This window comes from Janthinobacterium psychrotolerans, from assembly GCF_001677885.1.
Taxonomy (GTDB): Bacteria; Pseudomonadota; Gammaproteobacteria; order Burkholderiales; family Burkholderiaceae_D; genus Janthinobacterium; species Janthinobacterium psychrotolerans.
This window is the reverse complement of sequence record NZ_LOCQ01000051.1, coordinates 1-18,101: the sequence shown is the minus strand read 5'-3', so window position 1 is coordinate 18,101 and position 18,101 is coordinate 1. Positions and strand designations below refer to the sequence as shown.

The window sequence follows — 18,101 nt, the reverse complement described above, 5'->3', positions numbered from 1 at the left end:
CCTACATAGATCAAGCCGCCGGCAAGGCCGGACGCACGCTGCGCTGCACCAGGATCACCACGCCCAGCACGATCAGGGGCACGGCCAGCGCGACAAAGCCGAACGACAGGTAGGCAAACGCGGCGGCAATCGCCCCCACCGCGAACGCCACCAGCGGCCACAGGGTTTTTACGCAGCGCGCGGTGGTGGTGGCGTCGGCCGCGCCGCGCAGCACATCGACCGTATCGAGCACGATCTGCGTGACGTTACCGGTCATCATCGAGGTCGGCGCCAGGTGCGCCAGCAGCAGCCGGCTGGTGGCGCTGTGCACGCCCATCGCGGCCGTGCCCAGCAGGCCGGCGATCATCGCCATGTCGCTGACATCCTTGCCGATCGGTTCGGCCAGGCAGCCAACAACCATGAAGGCGGCCAGCAGCGCCCATTGCAGCACCAGCGCCGGCACCAGCGACGCGCCGCCGCGGCGGTCGATCGCCAGCACCATCAGGCGCGTGACGGCCACGCCGATCACAAAGGCCGGGAAAGCGAGAAATTTCAACAGGATCGACACGCGCGACGGGTCCGCCAGGGCCGCGCCGATCAGCACGAAGTTGCCCGTGACATGGGCGGTAAACAGGCCGAACAGGGCGATAAAGCCCAGGGTGTCGACATAGCCGGCCAAAAAGCCCAGGCTGGCGCCGAACAAGCGGCTGTGTGGTGGTAGATCCATGGTGATGCTCCCTGCATTTTTGAACGGCTGAAAAAAGCGCCGGCACTGAAAAAACGGGCCCGGCGCGGCATGCCTGCATGGTAAAACAGGCGACGCGCTATCGCACCACCCATTAGTCCAGTTCATGCCTCCGGTAAAGGGCCGGCCAACTGATCTTTTGGCCCGTGCGCAAGCTGGCCCGCGCGGCTACACTGAGGAACGAGATTATCGCCTGCCGCGCTTGCGCTTCCTGCCTGCGCCGGCCCTTCCTCACCTACCATGGAGCTGCACCATGACCGCACACACCACCCCGTCTTCCCCCGGCGCGCCATCGAAAGAAGCGCCGCTGATCCTGTTCAACGGCCGCTTCCACACGGTCGACAAGAGCCGCCCGCAAGCGAGCGCCGTGGCGATTGCCGATGGCAGGTTCCTGGCCGTCGGCGACGCCGATGAAGTCATGCGCCACCGCACAGCCGACAGCCGCGTGATCGACCTGAATGGCCGCACCGCCATTCCCGGCCTGAACGACTCGCACCTGCACCTGATCCGTGGCGGCCTGAACTACAACCTGGAACTGCGCTGGGAAGGCGTGCCGTCGCTGGCCGACGCGCTGCGCATGCTGAAAGAGCAAGCCTTGCGCACGCCGAACCCGCAGTGGGTGCGCGTGGTGGGCGGCTGGAACGAATTCCAGTTCGCCGAAAAACGCATGCCGACGCTGGAAGAAATCAACGCGGCCGCACCGGACACCCCGGTCTTCATTCTGCACCTGTACGACCGCGCCCTGCTCAACCGCGCCGCCTTGCGCGTGGTCGGCTACGACAAGAACACACCGAACCCGCCGGGCGGCGAAATCGTGCGCGACGCCTCGGGCAACCCGACCGGCATGCTGATCGCCCGACCGAACGCGATGATTTTGTACGCCACCCTGGCCAAGGGCCCGACCCTGCCGCGCGAACTGCAGGTGAACTCCACGCGCCAGTTCATGCGCGAACTGAACCGCCTGGGCCTGACCAGCGCGATTGACGCCGGCGGCGGCTTCCAGAACTACCCGGAAGACTACGCCGTGGTCGACCAGCTGGCCAAGGATAACCAGCTGACCATCCGCATCGCCTACAACCTGTTCACGCAGAACAAGGGCCGCGAACTGGAAGACTTCCAGCAGTGGACCGAGATTGTCACGCCGGGCCAGGGCGATGATTACTACCGCCATAACGGCGCCGGCGAAATGCTGGTGTTCTCGGCGGCCGACTTCGAAGACTTCCTGGAGCCGCGCCCCGACCTGGCGCCCGGCATGGACGACGAGCTGGAAAAAGTCGTGCGCCACCTGGTATCGAAACGCTGGCCGTTCCGCCTGCACGCCACCTATGACGAGTCGATCGACCGCATGCTCACTGTGTTTGAAAAGGTCAACCGCGACATGCCGTTCGACGGCCTGACCTGGATGTTCGACCACTGCGAAACCATCACGCCGCGCAATATCGACCGCGTCAAGGCGCTGGGCGGCGGCATCGCCATCCAGCACCGCATGGCCTTCCAGGGCGAATACTTTGTCGACCGCTACGGCGCGCAAGCGGCCAAGCTGACGCCACCAATCCAGCGCATGCTGGCCTCGGGCGTGCCGGTCGGCGCCGGCACCGACGCCACCCGCGTGGCCAGCTACAACCCGTGGACGGCGCTGTACTGGCTGGTGTCGGGCCGTACCGTCGGCGGCTTGCGCCTGTACGACGCAGGTTCGCGTTTGTCGCGCGACACGGCGCTGGAACTGTGGACCACCGGCAGCGCCTGGTTCTCGAACGAGAAAGACAAAAAAGGCCGCATCCAGGAAGGCATGCTGGCCGACCTGGCTGTCTTGAGCGCGGATTTTTTCAGCATCGACGAAGAAGCGATCAAGTCGGTCGAATCGGTGCTGACCATCGTTGGCGGCAAGATCGTCTACGGCCAGTCCGAATTCACCACCCTGGCGCCGCCAGCGATTCCCGTGCTGCCGGACTGGTCGCCGGTGAAAAACGTGGCCGGCCACTACCGCAACGCGCCGCCGCAAAAGACCGGCGTGCTGCAGCAGCACCAGTGCCAGGGCGCCTGCGGCGTGCATGCCCATGCGCACGACGTGGCGCGCAAGAGCTCGGTGCCGGTATCGAGCCACTCCGGTTTCTGGGGCGCTTTGGGATGCAGCTGTTTTGCGTTCTGATGTGCTGCTCGATGCGGGATTATTTCTGAGCCGGCTTCAATCCCAGCACACGGAAAACACCATGTAGCCAGGCGAGGGCTCGGGAGCGTTGCTCAGGATATGGACGTCTTGCGCTGGCGGAAAATTCTGACATGGATGGAACTCCCTTCGGATTCAAGGCAAGAGCGGGGCCAGCCAAGGGGAAAGATCGGCCGCGCCCAGCTGCGACACGGCCGACACGCCATGCGCCTTGCCCCACACCTGCTGGCCGGCGGCCAGCTGCACCGCATGGTCGGCGGACTTGGCCGTGACGTTGTCCACCCGTACCCTGCCCTGCTCGACGGCGACGCGCACCTGTTCATGGTGCGCGGCATCGGGCGCATGGCGCACGGCAAAGCGCGCGCCATGCGCCATGGCGCGCAGTGGACCGGCCCGCACCTGGAAAGGACGATCGTCGTCGTCCTGAACCGCAAACAGGGCCTGGCCATCGAACAGCGTCACTTCGCGGTGCGTCGGGTAATAGCGCACTTCGAGCCGGGTGGCGCCATCGAGCCGCAGCCGGCTGCCATCGTCCAGCTGCACCTCCGACTGCTCGCCGCGCGCGGTGCTGCAGGCTTTGACCATCAGCGGCTGCGCCAGCCAATGGCTCCAGGCTCGCACGCCCATGGCGCACGCCAGCACGGCGCCCGCCGCCATGGCCAGCACCGGCCACAGCCTGCGCGATGCCGCTTTGCGTGGGCGCTCAAGGTCGGGAGAGATGCTCATGGAATCGCTGGCCTGGATAAAGTCGGACACACGTGGTTATGCCACCCTGGCTTGCGTCAGCACGCTCAGGAAGGCCTCATTGAACGCCGGGATATCGTCCGGCTTGCGGCTGGTGACCAGATTACCATCAACCACGACTTCCTCGTCGCGCCACACGGCACCGGCATTGCGCAGGTCCGCCTGCAGGCTGGGCCAGCTGGTCATCTGCTTGCCCTGCACGGCTTGCGCGTCGATCAGCGTCCACGGGCCGTGGCAGATCGCCGCAATCGGTTTGCCCGCATCGGCAAATTCCTTGACGAACGCCACCGACGCCGGGTCGATGCGCAGTTCATCGGGATTGGCCACGCCGCCCGGCAGCAGCAGCGCATCATAATCGCGCGCCTGCGCCTCGGCCACGGTGAGATCGATATCGAAGGAATCGCCCTCATCCTTGTGATGCATGCCGACCACCTGCTTGCCCTTGGCCTTGGGCGAGACGATGGTGATCACCGCGCCATGCTCCTGCAGGAAATCGCGCGGTCCGGTGAATTCGACCTGTTCAAAACCGTCCGTCATCAATACCGCGATGCGTTTGGCGTCGAGGGGGGTGTCTGGTAGGTTTGCTGCCATGGTGAGCTCCTTTGCTGGTGGGGCATGCGCGAAGCGGCATGCCGTAAGGGCTTACCTTAACCGGCGACGGCAATGGCGTATGTGAGCGCACGCACCCAAGACGTGCTTGGCTTGCAGAGCCTGCGTTCTGGAGAAAACAGCGTTTATCCGAGCGATGGCATCGGACCGGCGAGTGTCCACATAATGTAGGGCCACAAGGCGACGCCAAGCAGAATGAGCAGAAATAAAATCACCCAGACAAAAACGCCGTTCCCCGGTTTCGCTGGCTTTGCATGCGCTTGCACCGTCGCGGTGCTGGCCGTCTTCGAGCATGCGTCACATGGGCCGCCATCCACGGCATTGGCGGCGTTACAAACTGGGCATCGGTTCATCTGCTGATCCTTGAATAAACTCAAATTCGAATAATTATTTCAGATGGCTCGCATCGGAATAAGTTATGTTACGGTGGCCCCGGGCTGTCGCGCGCCGGCCAGGCTGCGCGTGCCGATACCTGAACCTATCATATAAAAGGCCCTATGGTGAACGTGATTTCAAGCTGCCTTGGCGCAGGCAAGAAGTACCTGGTTCGCCGGCGATCCACCGGTCTGTTGCTGTGCGCCGCGGCGGGACTGGCTGCCTGCAAGCCGGATACGCAAGGCTCCTACGCCATCTACAACTATTCCGGCAAGCCGGTCATCTCGGCTAACGTGCTGGGGAGCAGTGGCAATCATGCCGTCTCCAGGGATCGTATTGCGGATCAAAAAATCGGCGTCTTTGGCAGCGTGGGATCGTTCAAAAAGGAAGGTTCCATCACGCTCGAATGGATCGCCGGCGAAGGCCGCGCCACCTGGTACAGCGTGAGCTTGCCGGTGAAGGTCGAACAGGCCGGTGGCAAGATGGTCGAGATTTACATGCGCCCTGACCACTTCATCTGCGCCAGCCTGATCGCCGATATCCGGCCAGGCACGGACAGCGAAGAGCTGGCCCGCGCCCGCCAGGACCGCAGCAAGCTCTCCTGCGCACAAGCGGTCGCCTTGCCCCCCTTGCGGCCAGGCATGGCGAGCGGCCTGCGGCGCAGCACCGCAACATACAGCCGGCTACGGCTCGAAGATGGCGGCACGGACAAGATCAGCTACCCGATCCTGATGCACCACAGTGGCCAGGTGGCCTTGCGCTACGAGAAGAAATACCGGCAGCAGGACGTGCCCGGGTATATCGACGAATTCCAGGCGCTCGATTTGCTCGGCAAGAACGCCGGGTGGCTGGTCACCGCGGACCTGAAGGACAACCGTGCTGGCTGGTTTATCGTCAGTGGCGACAGTTCGGCATGGAAATCGCGTTTTGTGGGCGAAGTGCGTGGCGCGCAGCGGCGCCTGTCGGATGACCGGCTATATTATGACGCCGATGTCGTGGTCGATACGAAAACAGCCGATGTTTTCATGCTGCCCGAGCTGCGCGGCATCGACTACTCGGTCATGGGGCAAAGTCCCGATGGCCGCCATCTTGCCATCTACTGGCGGCGCGACAACATGGTGGCGCATGCTCCCGGCCTGCCGGCTTTCAATATGGGAATGATCGAGCTTGAAACGGGAAAGCTGCTGGACGTACAGATAGCGCACCTGCCGCCATTGCCCGAAAAGCAGTATGCAATGGTCTTTTATGGTGCATGGTACAAGCAGCATTGCAGCTGGGCGCCGCTGCTGACGTGTCGATAAGCCGCTAGCGAATATCGACCAGCCCCGGTGCGCAGGCAGGCAGCGGACCAGTTTGGGGCGCGGACACCGGCGCCGGATCGGGCTTCAACAGCAGCAACTGCTCGTCGAGCACGCGAAACTCCAGCGGATTGCTCATGTAGCTCACCTCGCCATCGGTGGCCACCTTGATCTTGCGGCGCCGCGACAAGGTTTTTACCTTCACCTGCATGCGCTTGAAACTGAAGGTGGCCAGCTGGTCGGCCTGGTTCAGCCGCCCCAATTGCCCCAGCGCGCCATGCAGCATCAGCCACAGCATGCCCAGCTTGCCTTTGGTGCGCGGCGCCACGGCGGCCAGGTGGCCATCTTCCAGCGCGGCGCTGAGCGGTGGAATGCCGACCTGCTCCATCTGCAGGCGGTTGTTACCGACAAAAAACGTGGCGGTGCGCATGCGCTGCAATTTTCCGTCCAGATTCAATACCAGGCGCAGGCGGCGATGCGGGCTGAGGATGGTTTTCAGGGCCGACAATGCCGCGACAAAACGGCTGCGGCCAAACTGTTTCTTGTCCACTTCGCGCTCTTCCAGCATCTTCGGGTACAGGCCGATGCTGGCATTGACCAGGAACACGCGCTCGTTGACCATGCCCACCTGCACCGGATGCAAGCGCGAGGCGAGCAGCGCGTGCACCGCCTCGCTCAAATCCTCGGGGATGCCGTGGGTGCGGCCAAAATAATTGAAGGTGCCTTGCGGCAGTACGCCGAAGGCACAGCCATGATTGATCGCCTGGCGCGCCACGGCGTTGATGGTGCCATCGCCGCCGGCCGCCACCAGCACCCCGCCAGCGTCCGCAGCTTGCCGCGCCAGCTGGGCGGCGACTTCGTCGATGGTGTCGGGCTGGTCGATCATCGTCAGCTGAAACCGCCGCCCGGCGGCCCCCAGCACTGATTCGATGGTCGAACGCCGCTCCTCGGTCTCGTCATGGCCGGAGCCGGCATTGAGGGCGATGAAAAACGTGGCGTCGGGTGCAACAGTGGTCGTTGGCATGGCAGGGTCGCTTGATCATCGTCACCGGGGCGGTGCGTGCACATATCGTAACGTGAAAAGTGCTGCGGGCTGTGGGCGCTAGCGTACGCAAGCGACAAGTCGCTACTGGCGTGTGGCCACCGGCATGCGATAGCCCAGGTAAAGGCACAGCAGGCCGGTGGCGGCAAACGCGCTGTCGAAGCCGACAAACAGCGCGCGCTGCGGCAGGCCGGCCAGGCAGGCGTCAAGCACCGGCAGCACGCACCACAGCGCCGCCGCCAGCCACCACAGCGCGCGCCAGGCCGCCGCGCCGCCACGCCACGCCGCGTACAAGGCGGTGGCGGCCCAGCACAGGAAGAAGCCGTGCACCTCCCACTGCGCGCGTTCGGCCAGGCCCGGCGGCAGCAGCCGGTTGGCCAGCAGGAAGCCGGCCACCGCCGTGATGAGCCCCGCCACGCAGGCCGCATTGCCGGCCTGCGTGAATCGCAGCCAGGCCAGCGAGGCGCCGGGCCGGGTGCGGCGCTTGACCGTCCACAGCACCAGCCCGGTGGCGACCATGGCCGCGCCCAGCATGCTGCTGAAAAAGTACAGCCAGCGCAAGGCCGGATCGGCATAGCGCCCGAGATGCAGGCCGTAAGCCGTGCCCCAGGTGGCGAGGGCCGGGCTGCTGTGCGCGCGCTCGGCCAGCAGCGCGCCGTTCGCGCCATCGAACAGCAGGTAGGCCGGCGCGACCGAGATGCGCCCGCCATCGCCCCGCACGATCGCCACGCGCGATGCCGCGTCGCCGGGATGGGTGACGATCACGCGGCCAATATTGCCGGCGCCCCAGCGCGCGCCGGCCTGCGCCATCAACGGCGCCAGGGCAGCGGGCGGTGCCGCCACGCCGCTGCGCGCCGGCGTGTCGAAGCGCGCCTGCATCGCCTGCGCCATGGCGGGCCTGGCCTGCTGCTGGCCGAACACGGCCAGCGCGCCCCACGGCAGGTAGGTGAGCATCAGCGTCACCAGCCCGGTGTACATGATCATCACGTAAAACGGCAGGCCCAGCACCGAACTGACGTTATGCGCGTCGAGCCAGGAGCGCTGCCCTTTGCCGGGCCGGAAGGTGAAAAAGTCGCTGAAGATGCGCCGGTGGACGATCACGCCGCTCACCAGCACCACCAGCGCCATCATCGCGCACAGCCCGACGATCCAGCGCCCCAGCGTGCCGGGCAGGTAGTGCAGCGAGAAGTGAAAGTAATAAAAGAATTCGCCGCCATGGGTGGCGCGCGGGTGCAGCACGGCGCCGTCTACGGGCGACAGCAACACCCGTTCGCGGTCGCCGTCAGCGCCGTGCTCCCACGACGCCTCGATCACGTTGTTGCGCGGCCCAGGCAGGTCGAACTGCCAGCGGTCGGCGCCGGCCGCCTCGCGCGCCAGGGTGGCAAGCGCCTGCCGCGCTGCCGCCGCCTGGTCGAGCGCGGCCGGGCGCGCCGGCAGTTCCGGGCGCAGCCACTGGGTCAGCTCTTCGCGAAAGTAGCTGATGCCGCCGGTGATGAAGATCGCGTACAGCAGCCAGCCGGCCAGCACGCCGGCCCACACGTGCAGGCCGGCCATGCGCTGGCGCAGGCCGGGCGCCTTGCTCTCCATCAGAAGCGGTAGCTGGCGCTCACGTTGACGGTGCGCTCGGCGTTACGGTAGCAAAACTTGCCGTCGCAATCGAGCAGCACCTGCTTGTCGAGCACATTGTTGAAGTTGAGCGAATAGCGCCACGAAGCCTGTTCCAGCCCGAACGCCAGGTCCATCATGCCGAACGAGGGATTCGAGAGATTGACGTTGCCGTAATCGAGCGACGAGCGCGCCTTGCCGTAGTAGCGCAGGCCCAGGCCGGCGTTGGCCAGCCAGCGCTCGTTCAGTTTGTGCTGGTACCTGGTCCAGACCGAAGCGCTGTGCTTGACCGCGCTCTGCTGCGGCAGGCCGCGGTCACCGTTGTTGCTCTCGGTGATTTCGGTGTCGAGATAGGTGTACTGCGCCACCACGCTCAGGTTGCGCGCCAGATCGGCGCGCGCCTCCAGTTCCAGTCCGCGCGAGCGCACTTCGCCGCTCTGCACCAGCGAATCCGGGTCTTGCGAAGCGGCGGTGGTGACGTTCTTGCGCAGCAGCTTGAACACCGACGCCGTGTAGCTGACATTGCCCTGGTCGGGCTGGTAGCGCAGGCCCGCTTCGAGCTGGCGGCCGCTCGACGGCTTGAGCATATTGTTGTTGATGTCGCGGCCGATCTCCGGCGAGAACGAGGTCGACCAGCTTACGTACGGCGCCCAGCCCGACGGCATCAGGTACACCGCGCCCACGCGGCCGGTGGTCTTGCTGGCGCTCTGCTCGTAGGTCTGTTTCGAGGTGCCGGCCAGCGGCAGCTCCTGGGTGTTCGAGTTTTCGGCGCGGTCGCGGCGCAGGCCGGCCGTCACCACGAACTGGTCCCACTTGACCTGGTCCTGCAGGTACAGGCCAAGCTGCTTGAGCGGGTAGCGCTCGTTGCGCGGGTTGGCCGAGGCCACCGGCGCCTGGCGCTCGCCATAGACCGGGTGGTACACGTCCAGGTTGGACATCGGCGAGATCGCATACGGGAAGCGGTCGATGGTCTTGTTGTCGGCGTAGTCCACGCCGGCGAGCACATTGTGCGCCAGCGCGCCGGTGCGAAACGCCGCCTGCACGCGGGTGTCGGCCTGCAGGCCGCGCCAGTGCGAGCTGCGCGGATAGAACAGGCGCGTGATGGTGCCATCGGCCTGCAGCACGCGCGGGAACACATTGGTCTCGTCGCGATCGAGTTTGGTATAACGCACGCTCTGCTGCACGCTCCAGGTGTCGTTGAAGCGGTGCTCGAACTCGTAGCCGATGGCATAGTTCTCGCGCTTCCAGCGGTTGTCGCGCCCGCCCATGTTCAGGCTGGGCGCTGGCTGGCCGCGCAGGCCCGGGTTTTGCAGCTGGTTCGGCCAGGCGTAGGCCTGGTTGTCCTGCTGGTAGTGGGCCAGCAGGGTCAGGCGGGTGTTGTCGTCGGGTTGCCAGGTCAGGGCCGGCGCGAAGAACACGCGGTCGTCGCGGTCGAGATCGAGCCGGGTGCCCGATTCGCGCGCCAGCATCGTCACGCGCCAGGTCCAGACGCCCTGGTCGTCGATGACGCCGCCCAGGTCGGCCTTGATCTGCTTGCGGTCGTAGGTGCCGTATTCGACGCCCATCTCGCGCATCGCGCTGGCCGATGGCCGCTTCGACACCGCATTGATCATGCCACCCGGCGGCGACTGGCCGTACAGCACCGAGGCCGGGCCGCGCAACACTTCGAGCCGCTCCAGGCCATACGGCTCGATCGGCGAGGCATAGGCGCGGCCCGAGGTCAGCAGGCCGTCGCGAAAAATGCCGGCCGTGCCCAGTTCGAAGCCGCGCAGCATCGAAAATTCATCGACCGCCCACGGTTTCATGTTGGGCGTGACGCCGGCCGTGTAGCGCAGCGCCTCGTCCAGGGTTTCCACCTTGCGGTCGGCCAGCTCGTCGGCGGTGACCACCGAGACCGACTGCGGATTGTCGATCAGGCGGCTGTCGGTCTTGGTGGCGGTGGCGCTGCGGCGGGCCACATAGCCGTCCACGTGGCCGAGCGCCGTTTCGCGCATGCCGCTTATGCTCACCGCCGGCAAGGTTGGCAACGCGGCGGCGGCCGCGGCCGCGCCAGGGCGCACTGCCGCCTGCGGCGCCGCGCCCTGGCGCAGGATGAAGCGCCCGGCGCCCTGCGGCACCGCTTCCAGACCGCTGCCGGCCAGGAGGCGCGCCAGGGCCTCGTGCGGCGCCAGGGTCGCCTGCACGCCGGGGCTGCTCTTGTTGCCGGTGAGGGCGCCGTCGGCGGCCACGTACACGCCGGACTCCACCGAGAAGCGGGCGATCACCGCGTTCAGCGGGCCGGCGGGAATGTCATAGGTGCGCGGCACGGCGTCGGCGGCGCAGGCCAGGCTGGCGGTGGCGGCCAGCAGGCCGATCAGGGTGCGGGAGGCGAAATGCGTCATAGGAGTCGGGCAGGCTTTCGGAAAAGGAGGATGTCGGTCTTCACAGAGCTTTCCGAAGCAGGCGGCAAAAAGGGAACCGCTTTTTGTAAATAATTATGTCGGCGCCACCGTCACCCACCATGGCAGGGTAAATCGCACCCGCACCGGCAGCGCCGCCGCCAGCATGGCCAGCGCCTGGCCGGTATCGCGCAGGGGAAAGGCGCCCACCACGCGCAGGCCGGCAATCGCCGGATCGCAACCGAGGTGGCCCGGCCGGTAGCGCGACAGCTCCGCCAGGAACTGCGCCAGCGGCATATCCTGGGCGATCAGCATGCCCTGGGTCCAGGCCTGGCGCGCCGGGTCCAGCGCGCCGCCGGCGGCGATGGCGTGGCGGGTAAAACTGGTTTGTTCGCCGGCGGCCACTACCCGCGCCGACACTGACGCCGGTGCGTCGAGCGGCGTGATTTCCACCCTGCCCTCGCTCACGTCCAGCCGGGTATGGCCGTCGAACTGGCGCACCGCGAAGCGCGTGCCCAGCGCACGCATGGCGCCCTGGCGGCTGCGCACGATCAAGGGGCGCGGCGGGTAGACAGTATCGGCATGGGTTTCCACCATAATCACGCCCTGGTGCAGCACCAGCAGGCGCTGACTGCCGTCGTAGCGGACATCGAGCACGGTATCGGTATCGAGCCAGAGCCGGGTGCCGTCGGCCAGCAGCGCCTGGCGGCTCTCGCCCACGCCGGTGCGGTGCGAAGCGCCCAGGCCCGCCACCAGCGCCTGCACGCCGTCCTGGCGCGCCACCTGCCAGCCCGCGCCCACAGTAACCGCCGCCAGCGCCATGGCCTTGAGCAGCTTGCGCCGCTGGACTCGGTAACCGAGCTGGCTGGCCGCGTGCAGGGCCGCGCTGGCAGCCTGCGGCGCCTCGCGCGCGATGGCCACGCCGTCGCTGATCGCCTCCACCCTGGCCCAGGCCTGGCGATGACCGGCGTCGGCCGCCAGCCAGTCCTGCCAGCGGCGCCGTTCGTCGTCCTCGACCCGCCCCGAGCGGAAGACAGCAAACCATTCGGCGGCCTGCTCCAGTGTGGCGTAGGGTATCTCCTGCTCGTGGCGGCGTTGCATGGACATCAGGCCAGCGCGGCGCGGAAGTCGGCGCCGGCCGACAGGCAGTGCAACATGGCCTGCGCCATGTATTTCTTGACCATCCGCTCGGACACGCCCAGCCGCATGCCGATCTCGGCATAGGTCAGCTCGTGCAGCTGCGCCAGCAAAAAGGCCTGGCGCGGCTTGTCGGCCAGCGTGGCCAGGATGCGATCGACCTCGACCAGCGTTTCAAGCACGATGGCCTGGTACTCGGCCGACGGCTGGGTCGCTTCCGGACGCTCCAGCATGGCGGCCACCCACACCCGTTCGATCTCCGCCCGGCGCCAATGATCCACCACCAGCCCCTTGGCGATGGTGGTGAGATACGCGCGCGGATTTTGCCCGGCATCGAGCTCGCGCGGACGCACCACCAGCCGCAAGAACGTATCCTGCGCCAGGTCCTGCGCGGTAAACAGGCATCCGAGCTTGTTGCGCAGCCAAGCCTGCAACCAGTCGTGGTGCTCGGCGTACAGCGTGTGCAAGTGTGGCTGCCCGGAGGAAGATGCCGCCATGCGTGGTCACCATAGTTGAGAATAATTCTCATTATTATAGGGTCATTTGGCGCGGGGCTACAAGCGTTGCGAGGTGCTTGGCACATCCCGATTTGTGCGGGGATCATGGTTGCGCTGCGATGCGCAAGAGCCTTCTCCATCATCAACAACTGAATGCGCAGCCGCGGGACCATTTAATTCCTCGGCCTTTGGGAAAAACTGCGCAAAAAAAAGCTTAAACACCTCGCACAGCCAATCTGAAGAACAACGCAGCACCAGCGAGAAGCCAACCTAAGACTTTTATCTTAGGGTAAGCCCGCTTCTGCTTCAGCCAAAACTGAGTTAATTTTCTCTAAAAATGGTTTGATTCGCCAGTAGCCAGTTTTTGCCTGAGCGATCTCAACTTCGATTTGCTTTTCTGCCTCAGTCTCAATGTGAGCAAGATTTCGCAACTCATAAGTTTTCTTGATATCTTCGACATACGCTTCTTCGACGAAACCAATGCGAACTGCACAGTCGAGTTTGTCTCTGAAAGGAATGCTGCTCCTTGGCGTCTTAGCATTGCGATATACGCAAGTATGAATGTCTTCGTCCCCATATTTCATTGATGCCAGGCTCCCGAAGGCAGCAACAGGTTTGTATGCCTTGTGCGTTTGCAACTGTATTACTTCCGGATGATTAGCGTAATTTTTCCACAGTACATTTACAACGACCGCCTCATAGATTGAGGCATATTGCATTATTTGGAATTTAATGAATGGGTGAACTTCGTCGCCCGACGCTAGCAGTGCCTCCATCAATTTTGCCACATAACGCGCAGAATAAAATGCTCGCCCCAATCGCTTACGGAGTTCTTCGTTCTCAATAAAGGAGAATTGATCTATGTGCCATTGAAGATCGCCAGCAAGGTCACGCTTACAATACAAATCAATTTCGGTGCGAAGTGGTTCTTGGAGGGGCATGGTGATATACCTGTGTTTAATTTAGTTAAGCGTAACGCTGACGGTGAAACCCACCTGACGGAGTGAACCCGGCAACCCAACAAGCTTCCTTTATCGTCTCAACAAAGTCAACCTGCCAGTCTAGACACGAACTGCTCCATTAGCTACCGTAGGAGCACCTCCAACTGAGAAGTTTTTTAAACCATCACTTACATACCAAATTTCTAAAAGTTACCAAACCATCCTCATAACTGTTTGAACTGACGGTTCACCAAAATCTTCGAAGGACAGCATCCACTACGACAACCACCCCGAATCAAACACCTTGCCACTACGCGCAACGATAACCATGCGTGTATGCAGGCCATAACCCTGCTCGTCCCACGGCGCCGGCGTGGCATGAAACACCATGGACCTCAGATCGGCTACCTGCAAACCGTGGGTCTGCAATATGCGTAGTGCGGTGACATGCAGTGCCGCCAGCGCACTGCGCAAGGGCGGATGTTCGGCGACCAGCGCGGGGGTAAGGCGCAGGATCGAGCAGGTCCATCTGCGTCGTGGGCTGGTGTGCCGCGCGTAGCGCCAAGGCGAGGTGGGGCGACAGGTAACTGAGCGCGCTGGCTGCATGATGGGCGATGTCGTGGGCGACGCCCGCCAGAACGGCAATTCTAGCCATGTCATGCTCCTTGAAAACGGCCGAAAGCAGCATCAGGCCAGACGGCGAACTTTGAACGGACAACAAAAAACCCGCTTACCTTTGCAGATAAACGGGCTTTCTGATGAATCTTGGTGCCGCTTGCCGGAATCGCAATTTCAATTAAATCAATAAGTTAAAACAATTAATACCACTTTCCTGCCAAGAAATTTCTTAGCGGAAAAATTGCAAGGTTCCGCGATCAGGAATCGAATTGCCAGTGCCGGCCAGGCACGGCCGATCCGATGATCGAGCATCTATTCGGGTGGCGACATCATTACGAACCAGGCCTAGCCGTCCAGCTTCTCGCGCAATGTGGCGCGGAGAAGTCCGGGCGCGCCTACACGCGGGCCCAAGCTGCGCTCCAACTTATCAGCCCTGGATACGATTGCGCGCAGGCGCTTGATTTCCCACAGCACGGCGCGCATGTCGGCCGAGTCGCTGCTGAGCCGGATCTCCACCAGCTCGACTGTAGTTAGGGCCTTTCGAAAATTGCTCATGATCAATAATGAAATACTGTACATAAATACAGCATATCAATTTGATGCGTGTTGTACAGCAAACAAATTTTGCTTGGTGTTGACAATTAGTAATGTTCAACGTATGTTGCACTATTGATAGCTAAATTCTGAACATTGTGAACATTGACTTCTCGCCTGAAAAAAGTTTGTTTTCCTTACCCGTCGTGCGCTGGTGTGCTGGGGTATTTGCCGTTTTTGCAATTAGCATCGCGGTCGTTATTGCTTGCAATATGACGGCTTATCCATTTGATTTTAGCGGGACTGGCTTCAACAAATTTGCAGAACTTTATAAAGTCCCTGCCGCATTTTTGGCCATCGGTTTTACTTTAGTGGGTTTGTGTGCAGCGAATCATCGTTCTGAGCAGACAAAAAGACAGATTGAAAGAACGTCCCTGCAAATCACCCTCTCAAACGATCAGATTGCCCTAACAAAAAAACAAAATATTTTCTCTAATCACTATAAACATCGTGAAGAATTCGAAAAATTTCTTAAAAGACTTCATGACAATGAAGTGACATATTTAGAAAATAGGAAGAAATTTTTTGCAAGCAATAAACTTTTTTCAGGATTAGAAAAATCTGCCTTAATTGGGCCTCATATGGATATTGATCGATATCGCGATATCTACGCTGACATCTACCCAAATTCAAAAGCAGGAGATTTTGATTGCTCACCCATATATCAAGAAAGGCTTAATTCTTTTATATTTAAAATTTTTGAAATCCATTCTGAAATTTTAACAAAAAATTCAATCCTCCTTAGTCAAAATATGATAAAAATTCATGAGGCAACCGCGAGCTTCAAAGATATAAATCATATAAACATACCTCACGAAACAACAAGCCGTGTAACGATATCAAGCAAAAAAATTGATATCCCATCGTCAAATTTTAAATTTCTTTTTATTGAGGCATTTGAAGCTGCATTACTGATAATCAAAATTTTAAGTTTTGATATAGATTACAAAAAACCAAAGGAATTTCAACAATTATCAGACCTCAACAATCCTAATGCATTGCCGAATATGGACACAGAGGAATATGACGAGCTATCGTCTTTATTTAAAGAAAAAGGAATCACACCAGAAAATTTATTCCAATAGGCATCAATTAATCTTCGTAGGCAGATCGTTCAGTCTACATCCGGTAATGGCAGCCTCTAGCACCACCTCGTAAATCCGCCCACGCGACCAATCCCGCGCCAGCGCCAGGATGATCTCGCCATCAGTTGCTGTCGCCGGCAACTTGTCGAACTCGTAGGCCGGGCGCGGCGGCAGCTCGCCGATGCACGGCACCATCACCGGCACCTCGACACGAACCGGCGCCGACGGCGCGCTGGCGCAGCCGGTCAGCAGCACGGTGGAAATAATTTTTGGAATAATTTGTCGCGCTATATGGTGTTTCATCGCACGCCCTCCAGCATATGCCTGACGACCGGCATCGCCTCGTCGCAGGTCGTGGCGCGCACGCCGGCCAGCTGCGCCTGCGCCGCCTGATACTTCTTGCCAGCAGTAGCCGCAGCGGCCTTCGCTGCCTCGCCGCGCTGCTGGGCAAACAGCGTCGCCCGGGCCATGCCGTCTACGGCCAGGTTCTGCTCGGCGATCGATGCGCGCAGCTCGGCGCTGACACCCTGCTCTGCCTTCAGGTCGTCCAGCGCCTGGTCGCGGTCGCCAGCGGCCAGCCACCAGCCGGTGCCGGCGGCGCTGGCCACCGCCAGCATCAGGCTGGCCATCACGACGGCCGCCAGTTTCCAGATGCCGCTGACGCCGCCCGCCGCCAACGTGTCGAGCGCGCTCATACGATGCCCGTCACGTAGGTAGTGCCGCCGGCGCCGAATCTGGCCGTCAGCACCTGGTTGCGGGGTGCGCCCGTCGACAGGCCAATGTGTACCCACGTGCCCTCGTAGATCAGCTGATCGAACACGAGGCCAGACTGGCGTATCAGCATGGCCAGCGCGCGCGGCGACAGTTTGGGCGTGCTGATATCGGCGGCCAGGCCCAGCACGTGCGCGCTCGACGCGGCGCCGCCGATAGCGCGGTTGAGGGCCGGCGAGCGGTAGCCGCTCGACACCGTGAGCGGCGCACCGACCAGCGCGCGCACCTGCTCGAGCAATGCGGCGATGCGCGCGAGGTTGGCGATGACGGCCGGCGCCGGCGTGTTGTCGATATTTTTGCGGGTTGCGGTCTGCGACTCGACCAGCTCGGCCAAGGTGAAATTTTTGCTCAGTTGCATGGTGGTCCTTTCCAGAATGAGGCGCGCCTGTCGACACAGACCAGCGCGGCGATGCCGCAATGGAGCAGCACCTCGGGCCAGGCCGGCGCAACGCCGTACAGCAGCACTGCGGCGGCACCGGCCGTCAGCGCGATCCAGGTAATGCGGATCGCGGTGCTGGTGCAGGGCTGCATGTGATTGAGCTCGGCGAACAGGCCGCGCGCCAGCACGATGGCGGCCGCAGCCATGTCGATGGTGTACAGAATATTCATGGCAGGTCTCCCTTCTTGCGCAACCACGCGAAGGCCGCCGGGATAATGACCTGGGCGCACAGGCCCAGCCCTGCGGCGGCGGCGATGCGAATGCCCGACTCACCGGCAGCACTGATGAATGGAAAATAATTGCCAGCAGTGACGCTGGCCACCGGTGCGAACCAGCCTGCGATCAGGGCCGATCCGGCCACGCTGCTGGCAATCCGCGACCAGCGCATGGGTGGCAGGTAGGACAGCGAGACCAGGCCACCAGCCAGGCCGGCCAGCAGCGCGTCGTACTGCACGCCCAGGATGGACCCGGTCAGGGTGATGGTGCCGGCGGCGATGGCGATGCCGACGGTGGACGATGCGGGTTCAGCCATATTGGCCTTTCAGGTAGTGGAAAGGAAGCCCGTGTACGCGGGTTTGTGGTGGAGCGTTGAATTCGTTAAACAGCCTTGACCATCACATACGCCCGACCATCCGGCTCGATCGAGATCACACGCCCGACCGCGCGCAGGTACTGCGGCATGGTGATATCGTCCGCATGCACGGCGATGCCGGCAATGCCGTCACCATCCTGCACCGGCACAATGTAATCGCCAGGCTGGGCGCCCAGCACATTGACCGGCACGCGGCCGGCGATGGCGATGCGGTCGACTTTCTGGCGCTCGACCTCCAGGGCGGCGTCGAACATGGCCATGGCCTGGTCATCCTGCTGCGCAGCGGCGGCATGGCTGGCCAGTGCGGCGGCATAGGCGGCCTGTTTAGCCGCCCACTCGGCATCGGTGTCGCCAGGCGTCACCACCTCCGTGTACGCGGGCGGGTTCGTGCCCGGTACTGGCTGCTGCTCGATCAGCTCCATGCGGCGCGGTGGCGGTATCGGCTGCGGCCCGGCCTGTGGCGTTGGGCGCGGGCCAGCTGCGCT

The 18,101-nt window shown here is 62.5% G+C and carries 20 protein-coding genes; 4 read left to right on the top strand and 16 right to left on the bottom strand.

The genetic code is table 11. The features are described 5' to 3' along the window. Positions 1 to 10: 10 nt before the first annotated feature. Positions 11 to 706, bottom strand: coding sequence for a YoaK family protein (locus tag ASR47_RS09070; RefSeq protein ID WP_065307453.1), 696 nt, complete (start codon positions 704 to 706; stop codon positions 11 to 13). Between the two features lie 271 nt (positions 707 to 977). Here ASR47_RS09070 and ASR47_RS09065 point away from each other — a divergent pair, with 271 nt between their 5' ends. Then, positions 978 to 2,873 (top strand): amidohydrolase, encoded by a 1,896-nt coding sequence (locus ASR47_RS09065; RefSeq protein WP_065307452.1) that lies wholly within the window; start codon positions 978 to 980, stop codon positions 2,871 to 2,873. Positions 2,874 to 3,026: 153 nt separating this feature from the next. On the opposite strand, the gene ASR47_RS09060 is transcribed toward ASR47_RS09065, so the two are convergent. After that, the gene (locus ASR47_RS09060; RefSeq protein ID WP_150127734.1) at positions 3,027 to 3,617 is read right to left on the bottom strand and encodes a FecR family protein; all 591 of its coding nucleotides are present in this window, start codon (positions 3,615 to 3,617) and stop codon (positions 3,027 to 3,029) included. Positions 3,618 to 3,653: 36 nt separating this feature from the next. Beyond that, entirely contained in the window at positions 3,654 to 4,226 is a 573-nt protein-coding gene (locus tag ASR47_RS09055) for a type 1 glutamine amidotransferase domain-containing protein (protein WP_065307450.1), read from the bottom strand. Positions 4,227 to 4,741: 515 nt separating this feature from the next. Between ASR47_RS09055 and ASR47_RS09050 the strand changes: the two genes are divergently transcribed. Further along, positions 4,742 to 5,920, top strand: coding sequence for a hypothetical protein (locus tag ASR47_RS09050; protein WP_150127733.1), 1,179 nt, complete (start codon positions 4,742 to 4,744; stop codon positions 5,918 to 5,920). Between the two features lie 4 nt (positions 5,921 to 5,924). Here the strand turns inward: ASR47_RS09050 and ASR47_RS09045 are convergent, their stop codons facing one another. From ASR47_RS09045 to ASR47_RS09020, 6 genes are all read right to left on the bottom strand, one after another. Further along, positions 5,925 to 6,941 carry a diacylglycerol/lipid kinase family protein gene (locus ASR47_RS09045; protein ID WP_065307448.1) on the bottom strand — a complete coding sequence of 339 codons (1,017 nt, stop codon included), beginning with the start codon at positions 6,939 to 6,941 and terminating at the stop codon, positions 5,925 to 5,927. Positions 6,942 to 7,043: 102 nt separating this feature from the next. Then, entirely contained in the window at positions 7,044 to 8,546 is a 1,503-nt protein-coding gene (locus ASR47_RS09040; RefSeq protein ID WP_065307447.1) for a PepSY-associated TM helix domain-containing protein, read from the bottom strand. Further along, the gene (locus tag ASR47_RS09035; RefSeq protein ID WP_065307446.1) at positions 8,546 to 10,945 is read right to left on the bottom strand and encodes a TonB-dependent siderophore receptor; all 2,400 of its coding nucleotides are present in this window, start codon (positions 10,943 to 10,945) and stop codon (positions 8,546 to 8,548) included. Before ASR47_RS09035 ends, ASR47_RS09040 begins: the two co-directional genes overlap by 1 nt. A gap of 93 nt (positions 10,946 to 11,038) precedes the next feature. Further along, complete coding sequence (locus ASR47_RS09030) at positions 11,039 to 12,043, bottom strand: FecR domain-containing protein (RefSeq protein ID WP_065307587.1); 1,005 nt, start codon at positions 12,041 to 12,043, stop codon at positions 11,039 to 11,041. Between the two features lie 5 nt (positions 12,044 to 12,048). Further along, on the bottom strand, positions 12,049 to 12,576 hold the full coding sequence (locus tag ASR47_RS09025; RefSeq protein ID WP_065307445.1) for a sigma-70 family RNA polymerase sigma factor: 528 nt from the start codon (positions 12,574 to 12,576) through the stop codon (positions 12,049 to 12,051). 284 nt (positions 12,577 to 12,860) lie between these two features. Next, positions 12,861 to 13,517, bottom strand: coding sequence for a hypothetical protein (locus tag ASR47_RS09020; RefSeq protein WP_065307444.1), 657 nt, complete (start codon positions 13,515 to 13,517; stop codon positions 12,861 to 12,863). A 604-nt stretch (positions 13,518 to 14,121) separates the two neighbouring features. On the opposite strand from ASR47_RS09020, the gene ASR47_RS26975 reads away from it, so the two are divergent. Further along, on the top strand, positions 14,122 to 14,325 hold the full coding sequence (locus ASR47_RS26975) for a hypothetical protein (RefSeq protein WP_150127732.1): 204 nt from the start codon (positions 14,122 to 14,124) through the stop codon (positions 14,323 to 14,325). Positions 14,326 to 14,480: 155 nt separating this feature from the next. Here the strand turns inward: ASR47_RS26975 and ASR47_RS09015 are convergent, their stop codons facing one another. Then, positions 14,481 to 14,714 carry a hypothetical protein gene (locus tag ASR47_RS09015; protein WP_065307443.1) on the bottom strand — a complete coding sequence of 78 codons (234 nt, stop codon included), beginning with the start codon at positions 14,712 to 14,714 and terminating at the stop codon, positions 14,481 to 14,483. A 113-nt stretch (positions 14,715 to 14,827) separates the two neighbouring features. Between ASR47_RS09015 and ASR47_RS26970 the strand changes: the two genes are divergently transcribed. Further along, positions 14,828 to 15,814, top strand: a complete 987-nt coding sequence (locus ASR47_RS26970; protein ID WP_150127731.1) for a hypothetical protein — start codon at positions 14,828 to 14,830, stop codon at positions 15,812 to 15,814. 3 nt (positions 15,815 to 15,817) lie between these two features. Here the strand turns inward: ASR47_RS26970 and ASR47_RS09010 are convergent, their stop codons facing one another. The 6 genes from ASR47_RS09010 to ASR47_RS27395 form a co-directional block, all read right to left on the bottom strand. Beyond that, positions 15,818 to 16,117: a hypothetical protein gene (locus tag ASR47_RS09010; RefSeq protein WP_065307442.1), complete on the bottom strand. Its 300-nt coding sequence runs from the start codon at positions 16,115 to 16,117 to the stop codon at positions 15,818 to 15,820. Next, positions 16,114 to 16,509 (bottom strand): hypothetical protein, encoded by a 396-nt coding sequence (locus ASR47_RS09005; protein ID WP_065307441.1) that lies wholly within the window; start codon positions 16,507 to 16,509, stop codon positions 16,114 to 16,116. The genes ASR47_RS09010 and ASR47_RS09005 overlap by 4 nt, the downstream gene beginning before the upstream one ends. Beyond that, positions 16,506 to 16,943: a D-Ala-D-Ala carboxypeptidase family metallohydrolase gene (locus ASR47_RS09000; protein ID WP_065307440.1), complete on the bottom strand. Its 438-nt coding sequence runs from the start codon at positions 16,941 to 16,943 to the stop codon at positions 16,506 to 16,508. The genes ASR47_RS09005 and ASR47_RS09000 overlap by 4 nt, the downstream gene beginning before the upstream one ends. Beyond that, on the bottom strand, positions 16,934 to 17,194 hold the full coding sequence (locus ASR47_RS08995; RefSeq protein WP_065307439.1) for a hypothetical protein: 261 nt from the start codon (positions 17,192 to 17,194) through the stop codon (positions 16,934 to 16,936). Before ASR47_RS08995 ends, ASR47_RS09000 begins: the two co-directional genes overlap by 10 nt. Further along, a complete protein-coding gene (locus tag ASR47_RS08990; protein ID WP_065307438.1) occupies positions 17,191 to 17,556 on the bottom strand; it encodes a hypothetical protein in 366 nt (121 codons plus the stop codon). The genes ASR47_RS08995 and ASR47_RS08990 overlap by 4 nt, the downstream gene beginning before the upstream one ends. A gap of 65 nt (positions 17,557 to 17,621) precedes the next feature. Further along, a partial coding sequence (locus ASR47_RS27395) for a hypothetical protein (protein WP_217270548.1) occupies positions 17,622 to 18,101 on the bottom strand: 480 nt, incomplete at its 5' end.

Coding starts and splice junctions, on each gene's coding strand:
- ASR47_RS26975 (WP_150127732.1), top strand. CDS start 14,122: ATGATGGGCGATGTCGTGGGCGACGCCCGCCAGAACGGCAATTCTAGC.
- ASR47_RS09025 (WP_065307445.1), bottom strand. CDS start 12,576: ATGGCGGCATCTTCCTCCGGGCAGCCACACTTGCACACGCTGTACGCC.
- ASR47_RS09040 (WP_065307447.1), bottom strand. CDS start 8,546: ATGGAGAGCAAGGCGCCCGGCCTGCGCCAGCGCATGGCCGGCCTGCAC.
- ASR47_RS09005 (WP_065307441.1), bottom strand. CDS start 16,509: ATGAGCGCGCTCGACACGTTGGCGGCGGGCGGCGTCAGCGGCATCTGG.
- ASR47_RS09020 (WP_065307444.1), bottom strand. CDS start 13,517: ATGCCCCTCCAAGAACCACTTCGCACCGAAATTGATTTGTATTGTAAG.
- ASR47_RS09010 (WP_065307442.1), bottom strand. CDS start 16,117: ATGAAACACCATATAGCGCGACAAATTATTCCAAAAATTATTTCCACC.
- ASR47_RS09060 (WP_150127734.1), bottom strand. CDS start 3,617: ATGAGCATCTCTCCCGACCTTGAGCGCCCACGCAAAGCGGCATCGCGC.
- ASR47_RS09050 (WP_150127733.1), top strand. CDS start 4,742: ATGGTGAACGTGATTTCAAGCTGCCTTGGCGCAGGCAAGAAGTACCTG.
- ASR47_RS09000 (WP_065307440.1), bottom strand. CDS start 16,943: ATGCAACTGAGCAAAAATTTCACCTTGGCCGAGCTGGTCGAGTCGCAG.
- ASR47_RS09065 (WP_065307452.1), top strand. CDS start 978: ATGACCGCACACACCACCCCGTCTTCCCCCGGCGCGCCATCGAAAGAA.
- ASR47_RS08990 (WP_065307438.1), bottom strand. CDS start 17,556: ATGGCTGAACCCGCATCGTCCACCGTCGGCATCGCCATCGCCGCCGGC.
- ASR47_RS09030 (WP_065307587.1), bottom strand. CDS start 12,043: ATGCAACGCCGCCACGAGCAGGAGATACCCTACGCCACACTGGAGCAG.
- ASR47_RS09015 (WP_065307443.1), bottom strand. CDS start 14,714: ATGTACAGTATTTCATTATTGATCATGAGCAATTTTCGAAAGGCCCTA.
- ASR47_RS09045 (WP_065307448.1), bottom strand. CDS start 6,941: ATGCCAACGACCACTGTTGCACCCGACGCCACGTTTTTCATCGCCCTC.
- ASR47_RS08995 (WP_065307439.1), bottom strand. CDS start 17,194: ATGAATATTCTGTACACCATCGACATGGCTGCGGCCGCCATCGTGCTG.
- ASR47_RS09070 (WP_065307453.1), bottom strand. CDS start 706: ATGGATCTACCACCACACAGCCGCTTGTTCGGCGCCAGCCTGGGCTTT.
- ASR47_RS09055 (WP_065307450.1), bottom strand. CDS start 4,226: ATGGCAGCAAACCTACCAGACACCCCCCTCGACGCCAAACGCATCGCG.
- ASR47_RS09035 (WP_065307446.1), bottom strand. CDS start 10,945: ATGACGCATTTCGCCTCCCGCACCCTGATCGGCCTGCTGGCCGCCACC.